The organism is Paenibacillus dendritiformis (assembly GCF_945605565.1).
Taxonomy (GTDB): domain Bacteria; phylum Bacillota; class Bacilli; order Paenibacillales; family Paenibacillaceae; genus Paenibacillus_B; species Paenibacillus_B dendritiformis_A.
The window spans coordinates 3,253,074-3,268,531 of sequence record NZ_OX216966.1 but is presented as its reverse complement, the minus strand read 5'-3'; the positions used below and the strand labels follow the sequence as shown (position 1 = coordinate 3,268,531).

The following is a 15,458-nucleotide window of genomic DNA, read 5'->3' as shown; positions in this document are numbered from 1 at the left end:
ACGAGTGATTCTATTATTTAATTCTGTTTCCAAGCACAATTTTGCTACTTTCTGCCTCGTAAGCGCTTTCCTTTGCCTCATTTTATCTGAAATCCTTTCCATAGTCAATAAAAAAAACGAGCGTCTCATCCGCCTTGATTCAGCGCCTCTTCTCTGTCGCGCTTCCTCCTTCTGCCTTCTGTTCATTATCCCATTTGGTCAGCCATACGTTCACTATCCCGCTCAGTCAGCTATACGTTTACTATCCCGTCAGGTCAGGGCAGCCGTTTGACCAAGCTACAAATCTATGTGGCGCGTATCCGTTGACTGTAAACCATTAAGGGATGGACGACGCTGCCGGATCTCATAGGCCCGCCGAAATTACCGGAACCTTCCGCCCGCAGGATCGTACCTATTTACCATAGACGTAACCAACTATAGAAGTAAGCAACATATTCTGATGGACTTGAAACTGAAAACAGAGTCCGGCAGGGAGGGATTATGGAACAGATTCGAAGCATCGCATTGATCGGCGGTAACGGAACGGCCGGGCGCCATATTGCGCGAACTGCGGCGGAAAAAGGGTATCATGTACGGATGCTGACAAGACGGGCTGCCAACATGCCTTCAGCGGATAAGCAAATCGAAATCAGGCAGGGAGACGCGCAGGACATCCAGTCGGTTCGCGAGCTGCTGGAAGGTTGTCAAGCCGTCATCAATACATTGGGGCAGCCTGTGAGGGCCGAGCCCATCTATAGTCTCGTTACTTCGCAGCTTCTTCATGTAATGCAGGAATACGGGATACGGCGCTACATCGGAGTCAGCGGGGGCTCGCTTGACGTTCCGGGAGACAAGAAGCGCCTCACCAACCGGATCGGAGCCCGGGCGTTCGATCTGTTGTTTCCCCGGTTGATGTCGGATAAGCGCAAAGAGTTGCACATCCTCCTGCAGAATCGGCAAATCGATTGGTCGCTTATTCGCTTGCCGTTCGTCAAGGAAGGACCCTGCAAAGGCCATATCAAAGTCAATCTGTATGATATGCCCGGGCTATCGATAACGAACTCCGATATAGCGACTTTTCTCATCCGCGAGCTAGAGGAGCCCGCATGGATAAGACAAGCGCCTTTCATCTCGCATTGATGAGCCTCGGACGGGCGGTCTACCTGTTCCAGGGAGCCTGTCCAGATAGGACAGAGGCAGCGGAAGTCCGATGAATTCCGCCGCTCCTGCTCTTCCCCTCGCGCCGCTTCAGGCTGAGTCGAGGGGAGAATGAGGTTAAGCGCCGCCAGGAAGCATTCCTTCCCCGGAAGGCAACCCCTCCGCGCGCTTCCGAGCATTATCCATGGTTCGCATTGCCTCATTGCCATTGCGCGCCTTCAGCCTTCAGCCGGTGCAAGCGTCAATCCTTTCCTGGACGGCCTGATAGCATTTTTTGCATACCTTCAATGTCTGCCCGTCGGACTTCGTCCGGCTGTAAAGCAGTTTGATTCGCGTGCTGGCACAGACGGGACAGGTTCCTCTCCCGCGCGCCGGCATCTTCCACAGCGATTTTCCCCGTTTATTTTTCGCCATGCTCCCACTCACCTTCCCTTCCTCATGCTCCGCGCGAGGACACCCCGCAACCGGTTCCTTTACGGGTATGACTCACAAGCGCCAAATATGCCGCAGGAATTCGGCGGCGCGCATTTTTCGCATCGAATCGGGCCAAGACATGGTATGATAAAAGAAAAAGCTTGTTAAGGAGAGGTATGCTCATGAATCAAGTTCGTATCCTTACAGACAGCGCGATCGACCTTCCCCGGTCCGTCGTCGAGGAGCTGAACATCACAGTGCTGCCGATAATCGTAACTCTTGATCAGAATCAATACGACGACGGCGTTACTATACAACCGAAGCAAATGTTCGATGGCATGCGCCAGGGGCAGGTGTACAAGACGTCCCAAGTTCCAATGGAGCGGTTCCAGCAGACCTTCACGGCCATCGCGGAATCCGGTGAAGAAGCAATCTACATTGCCTTCTCTTCCGAGTTATCGGGTACATACGCATCGTCACGAATGATGCTCGACATGGTGAAGGATGATTATCCTGACGCAGCGATAGATATCATCGATTCCAAATGCGCCTCCATGGGCTTCGGTCTCGTCGTCGAACAAGCTGCCCGCTGGGCGGCCGAGGGCATGTCCCGCGAGCGTCTCGTGTCCAAGGTGCGCGCCTTGGCCGCGGGGCTGGAGCATGTATTCACCGTTGATGATCTGGAATATTTGTACCGCGGGGGACGGGTAAGCAAATCTTCCGCCGTGATCGGGGGCTTGCTGAACATCAAGCCGGTGCTGCATGTGGAGGATGGCAAGCTTATCCCTGTAGACAAGGTCAGAGGAAGGAAGAAATCGATTCAGCGGCTGGCCGACCTGATGGAGCAGCGCGCCAATCTGAATGACAAGGATCAGTTGATCGGCATCGCCCATGGCGACGACACGGAAGCGATGGAGATGCTGAAGCAAATCATCAACGAAAAGTTCGGCATGCATAACATCATGACCGGCTCGATCGGCTGCGCGATCGGCGCCCATTCCGGTCCGGGCACGCTCGCCCTGTTCTTCCGCAGCCGCGCCTATACGGAAGCTGATTAACCCGGCAATAAGAGCAGCCCCGCTCCGGAAGGAAGCGGGGCTTAGCTTTATGAGATCAGCTTCAGGCGACAATCGTCTCCTCATCGGACTCCTGCGTCTTCGCCTCCGCCGTCTCCGGCTTCACGCCATTGAACAGCAGATTCATGACGAGCGCAGTGAACGTCCCTGCTACGATCCCGTTATCGGTCAGAATCCGCACCGTGTCAGGCAAGCTGTCGAAGATGCCCGGCACAGCCGTGACGCCAAGCCCCATCCCGACCGAGCACGCGATGACGAACAGATTCTCGTGCCGGTTCAGATCGACTTGGGAACCGATCATGCGCAGACCGCTGGAGATGACCATGCCGAACATCGCGACCATTGCCCCGCCCAGCACCGAATCGGGAATGAGCAGCGTAAGCGCGGCGATTTTCGGCACGAAGCCGAGCAGCATGAGCAGGCCGCCCGCGACAACGATGACGTCCCGCGTCTTGACGCGGCTCATCTGGATGAGGCCGACATTTTGCGAGAAGGTCGTGTACGGGAACGCATTGAACAGTCCCCCGATGAAGATGGCCAATCCTTCGGCCCGATAGCCGCGGGCCAGGTCTTTCGAATCAATATCGCGGTCCACAATCTTGCTCAAGGCCATGAATACCCCGGTCGACTCGGCGATGCCGACCATAGCGACGATAATCATCGTCAATATCGCCGTCGGATTGAACTTCGGCATTCCGAAATAAAATGGCTGCACGGCATGGAACCAGCTTGCGTCCAGCACAGGGGCAATATCGACCTTGCCCATCAGGGCCGCGGCCAACGTTCCGATCAGCAGGCCGATCAAGACCGAGATCGCGCGCATGAAGCCTTTTGAAAATTTATTAAGCAGCACGATAAAGATTAGAACGCCGAACCCTAGCATCAGATTGTCCGGGCTGCCGAAGTCCGGACTTCCCTGTCCGCCGCCCAGATTGCCGAAGGCGACCGGGATGAGCGTAATGCCGATAATGGTGACGACCGAGCCGGTCACGACCGGTGGGAAGAAGCGAATCATCTTCCCGAACCATCCGCCGAACAGAATGACGAACAGGCCCATCGCCAATATTGACCCGTATATATACGGTATGTCATACTCTGAACCGATAGCGATCATCGGCATGACTGCCTGGAAGGCGCAGCCGAGGACGACCGGCATCCCAATTCCGAAGAAGCGGTTCGTAAAGACTTGCAGCAGCGTCGCGATGCCGCACATAAGCAAATCGATCGCGACGAGATAGGTTGTCTGTTCCTGGGTGAAGCCGAGCTGGCTGCTGACGATCAGCGGCACGATGACCGCGCCAGCGTACATCGCCAGAACATGCTGGAGGCCGAGCGAGAAGGTCTTCAACGGGTGGCGGTGCTTTTGGAACACCTTGTTGTCCACCATGCTCATTCGGCGGCCACCTCCTGCGCCTCATCGACGAAGGTCACAGTTCCGTCCTCTAGCGAGGCGACGCGGACCAGCGATTCGACGCGATAGCCGGCAGCCAGCAGATGATCGCGGCCCGGCTGGAACGACTTCTCAATGACGATGCCGAAGCCGACGACAGCCGCACCGGCTTGCTCGACGATGCGGGCCAGGCCGGATGCCGCTTCGCCGTTCGCGAGGAAATCATCGATGATGAGCACGCGATCGTCCGGCGAGAGGAATTTTTTGGAGACGGTCACTTCATTCGTCTCTTGCTTCGTGAAGGAGTATACCTTCTCGACAAAAATATCGTCTCGCAGCGTCAGCGACTTCTGCTTTCTCGCGAAGATGAGCGGCACATTGAGCACCAGTGCCGTCATTAAGCCGGGCGCGATGCCGGATGATTCGATCGTCAGCACCTTCGTAATCCGCTCGCCGTCGTAGCACTTCACGAATTCTTCCCCGATTTCCTTCATAAGCACCGGATCCATCTGATGGTTCAAGAAAGAATCCACCTTGAGCACGCGGTCACTTAGCACCAATCCCTCTTGCAGCACTTTGTCCTGAAGCCGTTTCACTGTTCATGTTCCCCTTTCGATATTGGCAGCCTGTCCATCTTTTCCGCATTTGATGCACCCTGCAATGACAAAAAAGCCCGCGCCACGCATTCCACAAGGAAATGAGAGGCGCAGGCTTGGAGAACCGCTCCGAATCATGCCGGCTTGCGGCATGATCGATCACGGCAGCAGGCCGGATAAGCGGCGCGGTGCGCCCTTCGCGGCAAGCTGTCGAATCGGGTTCCCGTAGTCCAATCATTTCCGGTGATCGGGTAGAAACATGCAGGCCGATTCCTGCACATATACGAGAATAAAGAGTCGCTGCTAATAATAGGCGTCCCCGCTTGCCGGCATCGGCAATGGAAGTCGCATTGTGTCGATTGAATATGTCGAGAAGTATACAACAAGTTCGCTGGAATGGGAAGAGAAAATTTCTGAAAATCAATCACGCCCGCATGCTGCGCCCTTCCCGGGAGGCTGAACCGACGCTGCCCTGCATCGGCCTCGGCTCCGCATCCGAGGAAAGGAATGAAAAATGAAGCTTGACAGCAGCGACCTGTTGTAACTATAATGGTTACAACAAATGACTTTCATAGGCCTGATGCAAAGTGATTTTGTGAATATGTTGTACCTGAATGGGTTACAACATAGGTAGCATGATGAAGCGATGACAAGAAAAGGAGCGATTTCCATGAACATCGGAATTATCGGAGCGACCGGCAAAGCCGGCCGCCGGATTATGGCAGAAGCATTGGAGCGGGGACATCAAGTAACAGCGATCGTAAGAGACGCGGCGAAGCTGGCGGATCTGTCCACCCCGCGCGTATTGGAGAAAGACGTGTTCCAGCTTACCGCAAACGACCTGCGTCCCTTCGACGTCGTCATCAATGCGTTCGGGGCGGCTCCGGGCAGCGAGCATCTTCATGTCGAAGCCGGACGGGTGCTGATTGAAGCGCTGAAGGATGCGCCGAACACCAGATTGATCGTCGTGGGCGGAGCAGGCAGCCTGTTCGCCGATGAGCAAGGAACAGTCCGCGTCATGGATACGCCGGACTTCCCGGCGGAATACCTTCCGACCGCTCAAAATCAAGGTCAGAATCTGGAGGATCTGCGCGCCAGCTCCATCAACTGGACGTTCATCAGCCCTTCCGCCTTCTTCGATCCGGAAGGACCGCGCACAGGCAAGTACGTGACAGGTAAAGATCAGCTTCTCATCAACGCGGCGGGACAAAGCTATGTCAGCTATGCCGATTATGCGATCGCCGTCGTGGACGAGATCGAACAGTCTCGTCATGTGAAGGAACGGTTCACCGTCGGATCGGAATCCAAATAACAAACCTAGACAAGGGGGGCGGCGAGCCCCTCTTGTTCCAGACGGTCGACAAAGTCCTGTCGACCGTCTTTTTCTTAGGAAGGGCGGGGCCGGGAAAGCAGAAAAGGTTAGGGCAAGCGGGTCCCCGCATGCAGCAGGCTGGTCCGTGCGTGCAACAAGCGGGTCCCCCGCATGAAATTGCTGCACAGGCGCAGCATTTTTAGCCTGAAGAGGCGAAATTCCGAGAAAATCCTGCAAAACTGCATCATTTCGCCACTTTGAACGCTATCTACGCCTTGCCGTAGGGGAATTGCTGTATTTTTGCAGCAATCCTATTTTTGCATACTCGTGTCAATGAAATTGCTGCATTCTTGCAGTATTGGTGGAGCAGATGACCGGAGGTGCGAGAGATGTTGCAGCTTTGGTGGAGCAGATGAAAAAGCCATCGGCCAACGATTTGGCGTTCAATCCATCCAGCGTGCTGAGGATGATCAATCCGTTTTTGCAGCGCAGCCAATCGCTTGGTGCAGCGGATGATGATATTCGCGAGGCGGGAGAGACCGCCTGCGATGTGGACCTGCCCGTCCCTGACGAGTCGATCCGGCATACGTGGAAGCAGTAGATCACGATCGGCAAAGCCAAGGAAGGTATTCATGTCGATGTTCAGGATCAACTGCGGCATGTGCAGCGGGGGTACCCCTTCCGCTATTTGCGATTTCATGGCATCTTCGACGAGGAGATGATGGTCTACGATGAGGACGAGGCGGGGCGGCCCAGGTTTCATTTCCGGTTCGTGGACCAGTTGTTCGGCTTCGCGGATCAACTGCTTTAATCCCTAACACCATTTCGCCTATGCGGCCGCAATCGCCCGGCATTTCTTCGCACAAGCCTCACAGGCTGCGGCGCATGCCTGGCAATGTTCATAAGCATGATTCCGGCATTCCTCCGCGCATCGCTCGCAAATATCGGCGCACAGCGCGCAGGCCTCCTTCAAATGCTCGCTGTTCCGCGTCATGAATTGGGCGGCCAGGACGCAGGCGTCCGCGCAATCCCGTGTCAGCCGGATGCAGGCGGTCATCGGATTCACCTCTTTCTCCTGCAGGCATGCATCATAGCACTGGTTGCATTTCTTCATGCATTCGAGGCATTCCCGGATGCATGTCATCATCTGTTCGGTATTCATATGGCCAGGCCTCCTGTTCATGGCTGTCTCATTCCGTGGTGCGGCTTCGTCATCGTGCCTATGACCTTTTTTACACCATGCATCCGGAAATGAAACCTCCCCCATCCGCAAGCCTGGCCACGCAGCAAAGGGATGGCCCTTAGACCACCCCTTCCTCTTATTGCGGATCGCTGCCGCCGCTTCGGTTACGGCGTATCCCCGAACAAGCTCATCTGCTCCCACTCCGGTCCGATGGACGGAGGTTCCATATCGAGCAGACGCATCAGTTGAAGCGCATTCGGAGCGGCGTCGCCGCCGGAGTTATTGTTGAAAATAACAAAGCACTGCTCCGTCTCGGCCAGCATCGTCAACAGCCGCTCCTTCCATTCCAGCAGTTCCTGCTCGTTATAGCGGTACAAATAGCGGACATCCCGCCAGTCCGCCTGCCCCTGCGCTTGCCAGCCGGATGCGTTCCGGCCGTGCAGGCGAATCAGCGTCTGCCCTTTGTCTGTCGGCACCGGCACGATCGGGATCGAGCCTTCCCCGGCTTGCGGCTCGTCGCAGACGCTGTGAATCCAGCCTTCCTCGCGCATGAATGCCAACGTCCGCTCGCGCATCTCCGGCGTGAACCAGCTCTGATGCCGGAACTCTAGCGTCACCGGCAGCGCGCCCATCCACTGCCGGGTGCGGCGCAGGATGTCGACATGCCTGCGCACGCAGTGGAACCAGGGCGGGTACTGGAACAGCACGGAGTGCAGCTTCCCGGCGTAATGCAGCACCTCGACCGCCTCGCGGCAGGCCTGGAACATCGCTTGCGCATTATCGTACGGGATGCGGCCCCGCGTATGCCCCGTCATCCCTTGGTACGCCTTGACGACGAAGCGGAATCCGTCCGGAGTCTGGGCCGCCCAGCTCTCCATCCGCTCCGGCGACGGGATCGCGTAGAAGGAGCTGTCCATCTCGACGACCGGGAAGCGCTTGGCGTATTCCGCCAGCTTCTCCGTCCCCTTCGTTCCCGGCGGGTAAATGTCATGATCCCCCCAGCCGGCAAGTCCAATCTGAATGCGATCCGATACGGGTTGTTCCGTCATGTCCGGCATAGATATCGACTCCACTCATTCACTGAAGTTGTTGTCCGCGTCATGCAGATACCCGTATCATATCATAATCGCATTCAGGACAGCCATTGCTCCAGATGCGCCTTCACGAACGCATCATCATTCCAATGCCGATAATCCCGCTGGATGCGGTCGATCTCCTCCGCCTGGCCCGGAGAGAGCGTCTCCTCCGGATTGAGGCACCATATGCCCGGCAGCAGCCCCTGCCGGCGCAGCACCTCGTGAATGCCGGGAATGCAGCCGGCGAACTGGTGCGCCGCATCGAACAGCACCGCGTTGCAATCGGTCACTTCGATATTGCGGGTCAGCCATTCAGAGTCGATCCCGCCGGAAGTCCGCGCCGCCTTAATCGACGCCAGCATCTCGGCCGCCTTGTGCGTCCAGACGGCCCAATGACCGAGCAGTCCGCCGACGATGCGCTTCTCCACCGTCTCTCCGTTCACCTGGAACCGGAACACCGTCAGCAGATCATTGATAATGTTGTCGTCATTGCCGGTGTAGAGCGCAATCTCATCGCGCCGCGGCGACTCGCATACCGCGCGCACGACGTCGATCGTCTGGTACCGGTTGAAGGGCGCCATCTTAATGGCGACGACGCCGGGAATGTCGGCGAACGCTCTCCAGAACGAATAGCTGAACACCCGGCCGCCCACCGAGGGCTGCAAATAAAAGCCGAACACCGGCATGACCGCGGCAACCCGTCTCGTCCGCTCCAGCAGCTCCTCCTCGGTATAGCCGGACAGCCCGCCCATGCTCAGCAGCCCGGCATGGTAGCCCAGACCGAGCGCCGTCTTGGCTTCCTGCAGCGCCTGCTCGGTCGGCCCGCATAATCCGGCGACCATCAGGAACGGTCTCGCGAGCCGGGCCTGCTGGACCTCCTCCGCCGCCAAGGCCAGCACCTTCTCATAGAGGCGGTGCTTCGGGTCGCGGATTTCGAACTGCGTCGAATGGACGCCGATGGCGATGCCGCCGGCGCCCGAAGCCGCATAATAACGGGTCAGCGCCCGCTGATAGCGCTCATCCAGCTGCCTGCGTTCGTTCAAAGCCAACGGATGGGCGGGAATGCACAGCCCGTCGTGCAGCGCCCGCGTCAGCTCTTCTGTCCAGTTCACAGCCATGTCAGAATTTCCCCTCCCGTTCCTGGAAATGCGTCGGCTTGTTAATCGTCTTGCCGTCCTGCTTCACCCAGGCCGCCGTCCAGTCGAACAGCGTCTGCAGGGCCACGGACGGATACCCGAACCGCTGCATGGTCGATGACGCGTTGCTGAGCAGCGCCTCGGAGGACTCCTCGGACGTATAGATCGGCTGCTTGCCGAGCCGTCTTCCCAGCTCTTCGGCCGCATAACGGACCGACACTGTCTCCGGACCGGTCACGTTATAGATGGCCGGCGGCGTATCGCAAGCGAGCAGCGCCCGGATCGCAATCTCATTGGCATCCCCCTGCCAGATGCAGTTGAAATGGCCCATCGTCAGATCGACCGGCTGTCCGGACGCGACCGACTTGGCGATTTCAAGCAGGACGCCATAGCGCAAATCGATGGCATAGTTCAACCGGTAAATGCAGATCGGCGTCCCGTACTGCCGCGAATAGTGCTCGAACATCCGTTCACGGCCGAGACAGGATTGTCCGTATTCCCCGATCGGCGCCGGGGACTGGCTCTCGGGAGCTCCGCCCTGCTTCACCGGCGTAAGCGGATACACATTGCCGGTAGAGAAGACGACGATGCGGGACGACCTGAACTTCTGTGCGACCCGTCCCGGCAAGTACGTGTTCATCGCCCAGGTCAGATGCTCCTTCCCGGTCGTTCCGAACTTCGTGCCGGCCATAAAGATGACATTCGGCGCCTCAGGCAGCGCCTGCAGCGCATCGTCATCCAGCAGATCGCAGGAGATCGCCTCTACCCCGCTCGCAGCCAGCTTATCCATCAGACCCGCTTCGGAGAAGCGGGATACGGCATACACCTTTTTGTCCACGCCGGCTGCGCGTATCGCCTCGACCGCCAGCTTCGCCAGCATGGGGCCCATCTTTCCTCCCGCGCCAAGCAGCATAATATCACCGTCCAGACGGCGTACATCCTCGATTAGCCGCCGGGATGGAGTAGACAGCACTTGTTCCAATTGTTCTTCCGAATGAATCAACGGTTGCTCCGCTTGAATCAACACGGGTATTCCTCCTTCCGATGAGTAGCTTCATAATCTGTGTTGCTACTTCCATCATACGGGCGGCCCGCGAAGGAAAACAAATCTTTAAATCGTCCAAAAATGGTTCTGTGACAGATTCGGATACAATTGCAACAGCGCGCCAGCACTGGTTCTCTGCCGCCATAGCGTAATTACATAACATATGTTACTATATTATTGTTAGTGTTAGACCTATGGATAAATCAAGGCTGTCTCAGCCCATGCTACTCAAGTAGACAATAGGAAGGATGATTATCAGTATGAACCAACAGCACGCTGCGGCCACGGCTGCCGAGACGATGCGCGCCCGGCATTCGGTGCGCAAATATGTTCCGGGCGTACGCATCCCGGAAGCAGACATGAATGAAATACTGCGCTTGGCCGGAACGGCCCCGTCCTCATGGAATTTGCAGCATTGGCGCTTTCTGGTGATCGAGGAAGAGGAGAACAAGCGGGCCCTGCTGCCGATCGCGAACAATCAGCAGCAGATCGTCGACTGCTCCGCCGTCGTCGCCATTCTCGGCGACACGCAAGCGAATCGGGTCGCTGCCGACATCTACGGCGCCCAACTGGCGGCGGGATCGATTACGCAGCAAGTGCATGACACACTGGTCGGCAATATTAATCGGGCCTATGCGTCATCGCCTCAAGTCGGCGTGGAGGAAGCGATCCGCAATGGCTCCCTGGCCGCCATGCAGCTTATGCTCGCGGCAACCGCTGCAGGGTACGCCTCATGCCCGATTGGCGGCTTCCGCCGCGACGAGCTGATCAAGACGTTCCGCATTCCGGAGCGGTATGTCCCGGTCATGCTCGTCACGATCGGGCAAGCGGCTGCGCCCGCACATCCGACCGGGCGGTTCACGCTGGAACAGACCGTCATTCGGGAACGGTTCCCGGAACAATCGTAATCTCTCTTGCGCATAACGAAGCGCCGGTACCCGTGACAGGGAACCGGCGCTTCTGCGCATATGACAGCGTACCGGCATACGGAACACCGGAGCGCGTCATGCGTCACTCCGGTTCGCTCCACCGCATCTTCACATCCAGCTCGCAGCAATCGTTCGGGTCCGTATCGGGCCGCAGCGCGATCTGGATGACTGCCGGCGTCACTTTGACAGCAATCGGAACCGAGAGCCCCGTCGAGCGAAGCAGCCGCAGCACCTCCTGGTTATGGCCGCGCTGGGCGGCGTCCATAACGGAGGCGGCCAGGCTCCGATCCCCCTCGATGGCGGACAGCAGCTGGATCGCCTGCCGGGACAGGTGCTTCGATGTCGAGGCGGAGGCGACGAACTTATCCGGCTTCACCGCCGGATAGGGATCGGGCCTGGGTATCGAGGACGTTCCGCTCGCTGCCGCGCTTCCGGGCGCGGATGGATAGCGGGGTCCGGGCACATAAGGCGCCATGGCGGACACTCCTTCCATAGACTGGAATACAATCAGCCTATGCGCGAGGAGGCAGGCTGGTGCGGAACGATTGGGCCGAACGGCGCAATCTCCGCCGGCCGTCATGGGCCGCTTAGAAGATGCTCCATTCAAATCGTTCGGACAGCATGGCCAGCATGTGCACGCCAGCCACGCTGTTCCCCTTCTCATTGAGCGCCGGGCCATAGACGCCGATGCCCAGCTGTCCCGGAATGAGCGCCATGATGCCCCCGGACACGCCGCTCTTCGCCGGAATCCCGGCTTCGAGCGCGAATTCGCCCGACGCGTTGTACATCCCGCAGGTCGTCATGAATGAGGTCGCGATTTGAACGTATTTCCTCGGAATATAGCAGTGTCCCGTAGCCGGGTCGCAACCGCGGTTCGCCAGCACGAGCGCCATCCGCGCCAGCTGGCATGTCCGGACCTCGATGGCGCATTGCCGGAAATAAACGTCGAGCGTCGCTTCCACGTCCCCTTCCAAAATGCCGTTATCCTTCAAATAATAAGCCAGCGAACGGTTCCGGTAAGCGGTCTCCCGTTCGCTCTCGTAGATTCGCTTGTTCCAGGTGATGCTAGGATCATCCGCGAGCATCCGGATAAATTCCAGCAGCCGCTCCGACTTCTCCTCCGGTGTCCGGCCTTCGATCAACGAGGCGATCGCGATCGCTCCCGCATTGATGAACGGGTTGAACGGCTTCCCGGGATCGACCAGCTCCAGCTTCAAAATCGAATTGAAATCATCCCCGGTCGGCTCCTTGCCCACTTTGGCGAAGACCCCGGCCTCGCCGCTGTCCAGGAGCGCGAGCAGCAGCGAAAACACCTTCGACACGCTCTGCATCGTGAACGGCTCCTCCGTCTCACCTGCCTTCACCCGTTCTCCCCGTATCCCGCACAGCGAGATGCCAAGCGCATCCGGTCTTGCCTCGGCGAGACCCGGAATATAGGTAGCCACTTTGCCGGCAGCCGCCATCCGCCGGCTCTCCTCCAGCCACTGCGGCAGCTCCCGCTCCAATTCGTTCCAATGTGCTTCTATCACACCGCGTCATCCTTCCCTTGCTTCACGCATTCATGTCCATAGCGTGTCTAGGCAGGCGGCATTCCATACGCTCCCTCCGCGCCAATCGCGCCATTCGAGCCGGGGAAAGCCGCCCTTGCCTCTAACGCTTCTCCGTGCCCGAGCCGGACAGCTTATCGCGGATGCGGCTCTCATAACGGTAGTATGCTTCATTCGCTGTCCAGCCGCGATCTTCCGACATCTTGGCCAGCCGCACCTGGCGCTCCGTCAGACGGCGGCGGATGCTGTCGCGGGCTTCCGCATCCGTACAAGCAGCGAGCAATTGCTCCAGCCGGACAATCTCCTGGCGCAGCTTTTGCCGCTCCGGCAGCAGACCCGCATTATCCAGCAGCAAATAACCTGCACGCAGATGCTTCGGCACATGCGACAGATCCTGCAGCTTCAACGGCTTGCCCTTGCCCTGCAGGTCGTCGAAGACGCCCTCTTCCATCGCCTCTTCGATTTTGCGCTCGGCAATCCAACTCAGTATGCTCATCCGGATTCCTCCTATAAATTTCGATGTTCCTCTATTTCCTGAGAGCAAGACAGGGGGCACTAGGTATCATGTTCGCCGCAATAAATAATCGACGGCGTGAGGACGGCAGGCAGCATGCCGGTAATATCGTAATTCGGCAGCTCAACATACGAATAATAATCCAGCCTGCGATGAACGACTCGCCCGATGCTCGGTTCAGCGAAATAATGATCGACCGGCATAACTCCACTGCTCCAACGCTAACGCTTCCCTGACCGCTTCTAAATCTTTGCATGTTTCGGCCATGCTAAGCTCATGCTCAGATTTTATTTTACACGAATTGCCCGCCTCTTTTAAGTTGATTATCGGGTCGCCTTGGCCTTGCGTAAAGATCTCGAATACTCCTCTGTCCGTTTCCAGCATTCCTGCGGTCCACATCCATTATCACTCCATCCGTTCGAATCCATCCGGCCTCACCCGATCCTATAACAAGCCGCCATTTCGGCATAAAAAACCGAAGCTCCCGTTGAGGGAACTTCGGTCTTGTGCTTGCCCAGGGTGCATATATTCCGAGGCAGCAGGCGCATCGCTATCTGTCATCACCGCGTTGCCGCCGTGCGCAAAGGTTAGTGCAGCCGCCCCGGCCAGTCCGGCTCATGGGTCAGCATGAACTGCTCAGTCGTCAAGTAGAGCGGAATCGACGGCTTCTCTTTTAAATAATGCCGTTCGATCAGCTTGTCGTAATGAACCTGACGGTTCCGGGTTCCCGGAATGACCGGCAAATCATCGTGATTCTCCAAATAATCGTCAACTGCCGCCTGCACGGCGTCAAGGGACAGCGGAATATGCTTGTCTTGTTCCTCAAAAATCTCATAGGTCATACGGGACATGTAAAAGCGCTGATCCGAAATTCCGCCGAGGTAACGCTTCAATCGGGACAAATCAATACTTTGGTCGGGACGGAGCAGCGTGGTTCGGGGTATTTGCTCCTGCATATCCTGCTCATACTGGAGCACCGCCCGCTTCACCTCGTCCAACGTGACATGAACCGCTTCGTGCCGGGGGGCAGAAGGCTTGCGTCGTTTGAACCACCGCATCATCGAACCCACCTTTCTCCCGTTCCTGTATAGCATTCAGGAAGCAAGTATAATGTATTCGCTTACAGTTCCATTATAACATGGAATGCCCTTGTTTTCCTCTGTTTTCAGACCTATTTGCAGAGGTAATAGGTAGCAAATCGAAGCGGCCGCCTGATCATGGCAAGTACGCCTGACTATAAGGGCGGGCCGCATGCTGGAGTATAGAGAGGAGTTGTGGACATGGACAAGCAGCACCAACATGCGCCCTCGCCATTGGAAGGTGTCGCCATCGTAACCGGAGCCGGGTCCGGCATCGGACGCGCTTCCGCCCTCCGCTTGGCGGAAGCGGGCATGACCGTCGCGTTGCTCGATCGGAAGGATGATCGGACCTATCAGGCGGAGCAGCAGATGAACGCCCTCTATCCCGGGCGGGCGATCGCGTACGATATCGACCTGAAGGACGCTTCCCGCGTCGAAAACGCGATCAAGGAAGCCGCAGCGCACGGGCCGATCAGGGCCGTCTTCGCGAATGCCGGCATTAACGGGGTGCTGTCCTCGATCGAGGACATGAAGGTGGCGGATTGGGGGGATACGATTCAGACCAATCTGACCGGAACATTCGTTACCGTAAAATACGCCATCCCTTATTTGAAGCAAAACGGCGGCAGCATCGTCATTACGAGCTCGATTAATGGGAGCCGCAAGTTTTCCGGGTTCGGGATGAGCGCCTACAGCACATCCAAAGCGGGCCAGGTCGCCTTCGCCAAGATGGCGGCGCTTGAACTGGCCCGCTATCGGATTCGCGTAAATGTCATCTGCCCCGGGGCCATCGAGACCCATATCGGTGAGAATACGGACCGCAGACCGTCCGTAGACCGCATCACGATCCCGGTCGAGTATCCCCAGGGCAGCCAGCCGCTTGAACATGGGCCCGGCAAGCCCGAGCAGGTCGCCGACCTGGTGGCGTTCCTCGTATCGGACGCCTCCAGCCATATTACCGGCGCCCAGATCGTCATTGACGGAGCGGAATCTCTCCTGTAGACAGCGGGACGTGTGGCGGTCC

General features: G+C 57.6%; 19 protein-coding genes and 1 riboswitch. Of the genes, 7 read left to right on the top strand and 12 right to left on the bottom strand.

All coding sequences use genetic code 11. From position 1 onward, the window contains the following. Positions 1 to 480: 480 nt before the first annotated feature. Positions 481 to 1,119 carry an NAD(P)-dependent oxidoreductase gene (locus tag NNL35_RS14280; protein WP_006676353.1) on the top strand — a complete coding sequence of 213 codons (639 nt, stop codon included), beginning with the start codon at positions 481 to 483 and terminating at the stop codon, positions 1,117 to 1,119. Between the two features lie 243 nt (positions 1,120 to 1,362). On the opposite strand, the gene NNL35_RS14275 is transcribed toward NNL35_RS14280, so the two are convergent. Further along, the gene (locus NNL35_RS14275; RefSeq protein ID WP_006676352.1) at positions 1,363 to 1,551 is read right to left on the bottom strand and encodes a hypothetical protein; all 189 of its coding nucleotides are present in this window, start codon (positions 1,549 to 1,551) and stop codon (positions 1,363 to 1,365) included. Positions 1,552 to 1,733: 182 nt separating this feature from the next. On the opposite strand from NNL35_RS14275, the gene NNL35_RS14270 reads away from it, so the two are divergent. Continuing rightward, a complete protein-coding gene (locus tag NNL35_RS14270) occupies positions 1,734 to 2,609 on the top strand; it encodes a DegV family protein (protein ID WP_006676351.1) in 876 nt (291 codons plus the stop codon). Positions 2,610 to 2,670: 61 nt separating this feature from the next. On the opposite strand, the gene NNL35_RS14265 is transcribed toward NNL35_RS14270, so the two are convergent. Together NNL35_RS14265 and NNL35_RS14260 are read right to left on the bottom strand one after the other, a co-directional pair. Then, the gene (locus tag NNL35_RS14265; RefSeq protein ID WP_006676350.1) at positions 2,671 to 4,020 is read right to left on the bottom strand and encodes a nucleobase:cation symporter-2 family protein; all 1,350 of its coding nucleotides are present in this window, start codon (positions 4,018 to 4,020) and stop codon (positions 2,671 to 2,673) included. Further along, on the bottom strand, positions 4,017 to 4,613 hold the full coding sequence (locus NNL35_RS14260) for a xanthine phosphoribosyltransferase (protein ID WP_254553506.1): 597 nt from the start codon (positions 4,611 to 4,613) through the stop codon (positions 4,017 to 4,019). The genes NNL35_RS14265 and NNL35_RS14260 overlap by 4 nt, the downstream gene beginning before the upstream one ends. A gap of 206 nt (positions 4,614 to 4,819) precedes the next feature. Beyond that, positions 4,820 to 4,920: riboswitch (purine riboswitch) on the bottom strand. 363 nt (positions 4,921 to 5,283) lie between these two features. On the opposite strand from NNL35_RS14260, the gene NNL35_RS14255 reads away from it, so the two are divergent. The 3 genes from NNL35_RS14255 (at position 5,284) to NNL35_RS14245 (ending at position 6,736) form a co-directional block, all read left to right on the top strand. Beyond that, a complete protein-coding gene (locus NNL35_RS14255) occupies positions 5,284 to 5,925 on the top strand; it encodes an NAD(P)-dependent oxidoreductase (RefSeq protein WP_254553505.1) in 642 nt (213 codons plus the stop codon). Positions 5,926 to 6,328: 403 nt separating this feature from the next. Further along, on the top strand, positions 6,329 to 6,526 hold the full coding sequence (locus NNL35_RS14250; RefSeq protein WP_254553504.1) for a hypothetical protein: 198 nt from the start codon (positions 6,329 to 6,331) through the stop codon (positions 6,524 to 6,526). After that, positions 6,527 to 6,736: a GH39 family glycosyl hydrolase gene (locus tag NNL35_RS14245; protein ID WP_338111531.1), complete on the top strand. Its 210-nt coding sequence runs from the start codon at positions 6,527 to 6,529 to the stop codon at positions 6,734 to 6,736. Between the two features lie 18 nt (positions 6,737 to 6,754). Here the strand turns inward: NNL35_RS14245 and NNL35_RS14240 are convergent, their stop codons facing one another. The 4 genes from NNL35_RS14240 to NNL35_RS14225 form a co-directional block, all read right to left on the bottom strand. Next, the gene (locus NNL35_RS14240; protein ID WP_254553502.1) at positions 6,755 to 7,087 is read right to left on the bottom strand and encodes a four-helix bundle copper-binding protein; all 333 of its coding nucleotides are present in this window, start codon (positions 7,085 to 7,087) and stop codon (positions 6,755 to 6,757) included. Positions 7,088 to 7,272: 185 nt separating this feature from the next. After that, positions 7,273 to 8,166 (bottom strand): DUF72 domain-containing protein, encoded by an 894-nt coding sequence (locus tag NNL35_RS14235; protein WP_254553501.1) that lies wholly within the window; start codon positions 8,164 to 8,166, stop codon positions 7,273 to 7,275. A 74-nt stretch (positions 8,167 to 8,240) separates the two neighbouring features. Beyond that, on the bottom strand, positions 8,241 to 9,302 hold the full coding sequence (locus tag NNL35_RS14230) for a dihydrodipicolinate synthase family protein (protein WP_254553500.1): 1,062 nt from the start codon (positions 9,300 to 9,302) through the stop codon (positions 8,241 to 8,243). A gap of 1 nt (position 9,303) precedes the next feature. Beyond that, positions 9,304 to 10,320, bottom strand: coding sequence for an NAD-dependent epimerase/dehydratase family protein (locus tag NNL35_RS14225; RefSeq protein ID WP_254553988.1), 1,017 nt, complete (start codon positions 10,318 to 10,320; stop codon positions 9,304 to 9,306). Positions 10,321 to 10,625: 305 nt separating this feature from the next. Between NNL35_RS14225 and NNL35_RS14220 the strand changes: the two genes are divergently transcribed. After that, a complete protein-coding gene (locus tag NNL35_RS14220) occupies positions 10,626 to 11,273 on the top strand; it encodes a nitroreductase family protein (RefSeq protein WP_006676340.1) in 648 nt (215 codons plus the stop codon). Positions 11,274 to 11,376: 103 nt separating this feature from the next. Here NNL35_RS14220 and NNL35_RS14215 read toward each other — a convergent pair whose 3' ends face one another. From NNL35_RS14215 to NNL35_RS14195, 5 genes are all read right to left on the bottom strand, one after another. Continuing rightward, a complete protein-coding gene (locus tag NNL35_RS14215; protein WP_254553499.1) occupies positions 11,377 to 11,769 on the bottom strand; it encodes a YuzC family spore coat inner layer protein in 393 nt (130 codons plus the stop codon). Positions 11,770 to 11,881: 112 nt separating this feature from the next. Then, positions 11,882 to 12,823, bottom strand: a complete 942-nt coding sequence (gene glsA, locus NNL35_RS14210) for a glutaminase A (protein ID WP_111156204.1) — start codon at positions 12,821 to 12,823, stop codon at positions 11,882 to 11,884. A gap of 121 nt (positions 12,824 to 12,944) precedes the next feature. Next, a complete protein-coding gene (locus NNL35_RS14205; RefSeq protein ID WP_254553498.1) occupies positions 12,945 to 13,337 on the bottom strand; it encodes a DnaJ family domain-containing protein in 393 nt (130 codons plus the stop codon). Between the two features lie 59 nt (positions 13,338 to 13,396). Continuing rightward, positions 13,397 to 13,558 (bottom strand): hypothetical protein, encoded by a 162-nt coding sequence (locus NNL35_RS14200; RefSeq protein WP_254553497.1) that lies wholly within the window; start codon positions 13,556 to 13,558, stop codon positions 13,397 to 13,399. Between the two features lie 384 nt (positions 13,559 to 13,942). Next, a complete protein-coding gene (locus NNL35_RS14195) occupies positions 13,943 to 14,413 on the bottom strand; it encodes a DUF3939 domain-containing protein (RefSeq protein WP_006676335.1) in 471 nt (156 codons plus the stop codon). Between the two features lie 222 nt (positions 14,414 to 14,635). Between NNL35_RS14195 and NNL35_RS14190 the strand changes: the two genes are divergently transcribed. Next, positions 14,636 to 15,436 carry an SDR family oxidoreductase gene (locus NNL35_RS14190; RefSeq protein ID WP_254553496.1) on the top strand — a complete coding sequence of 267 codons (801 nt, stop codon included), beginning with the start codon at positions 14,636 to 14,638 and terminating at the stop codon, positions 15,434 to 15,436. Positions 15,437 to 15,458 lie beyond the last annotated feature (22 nt).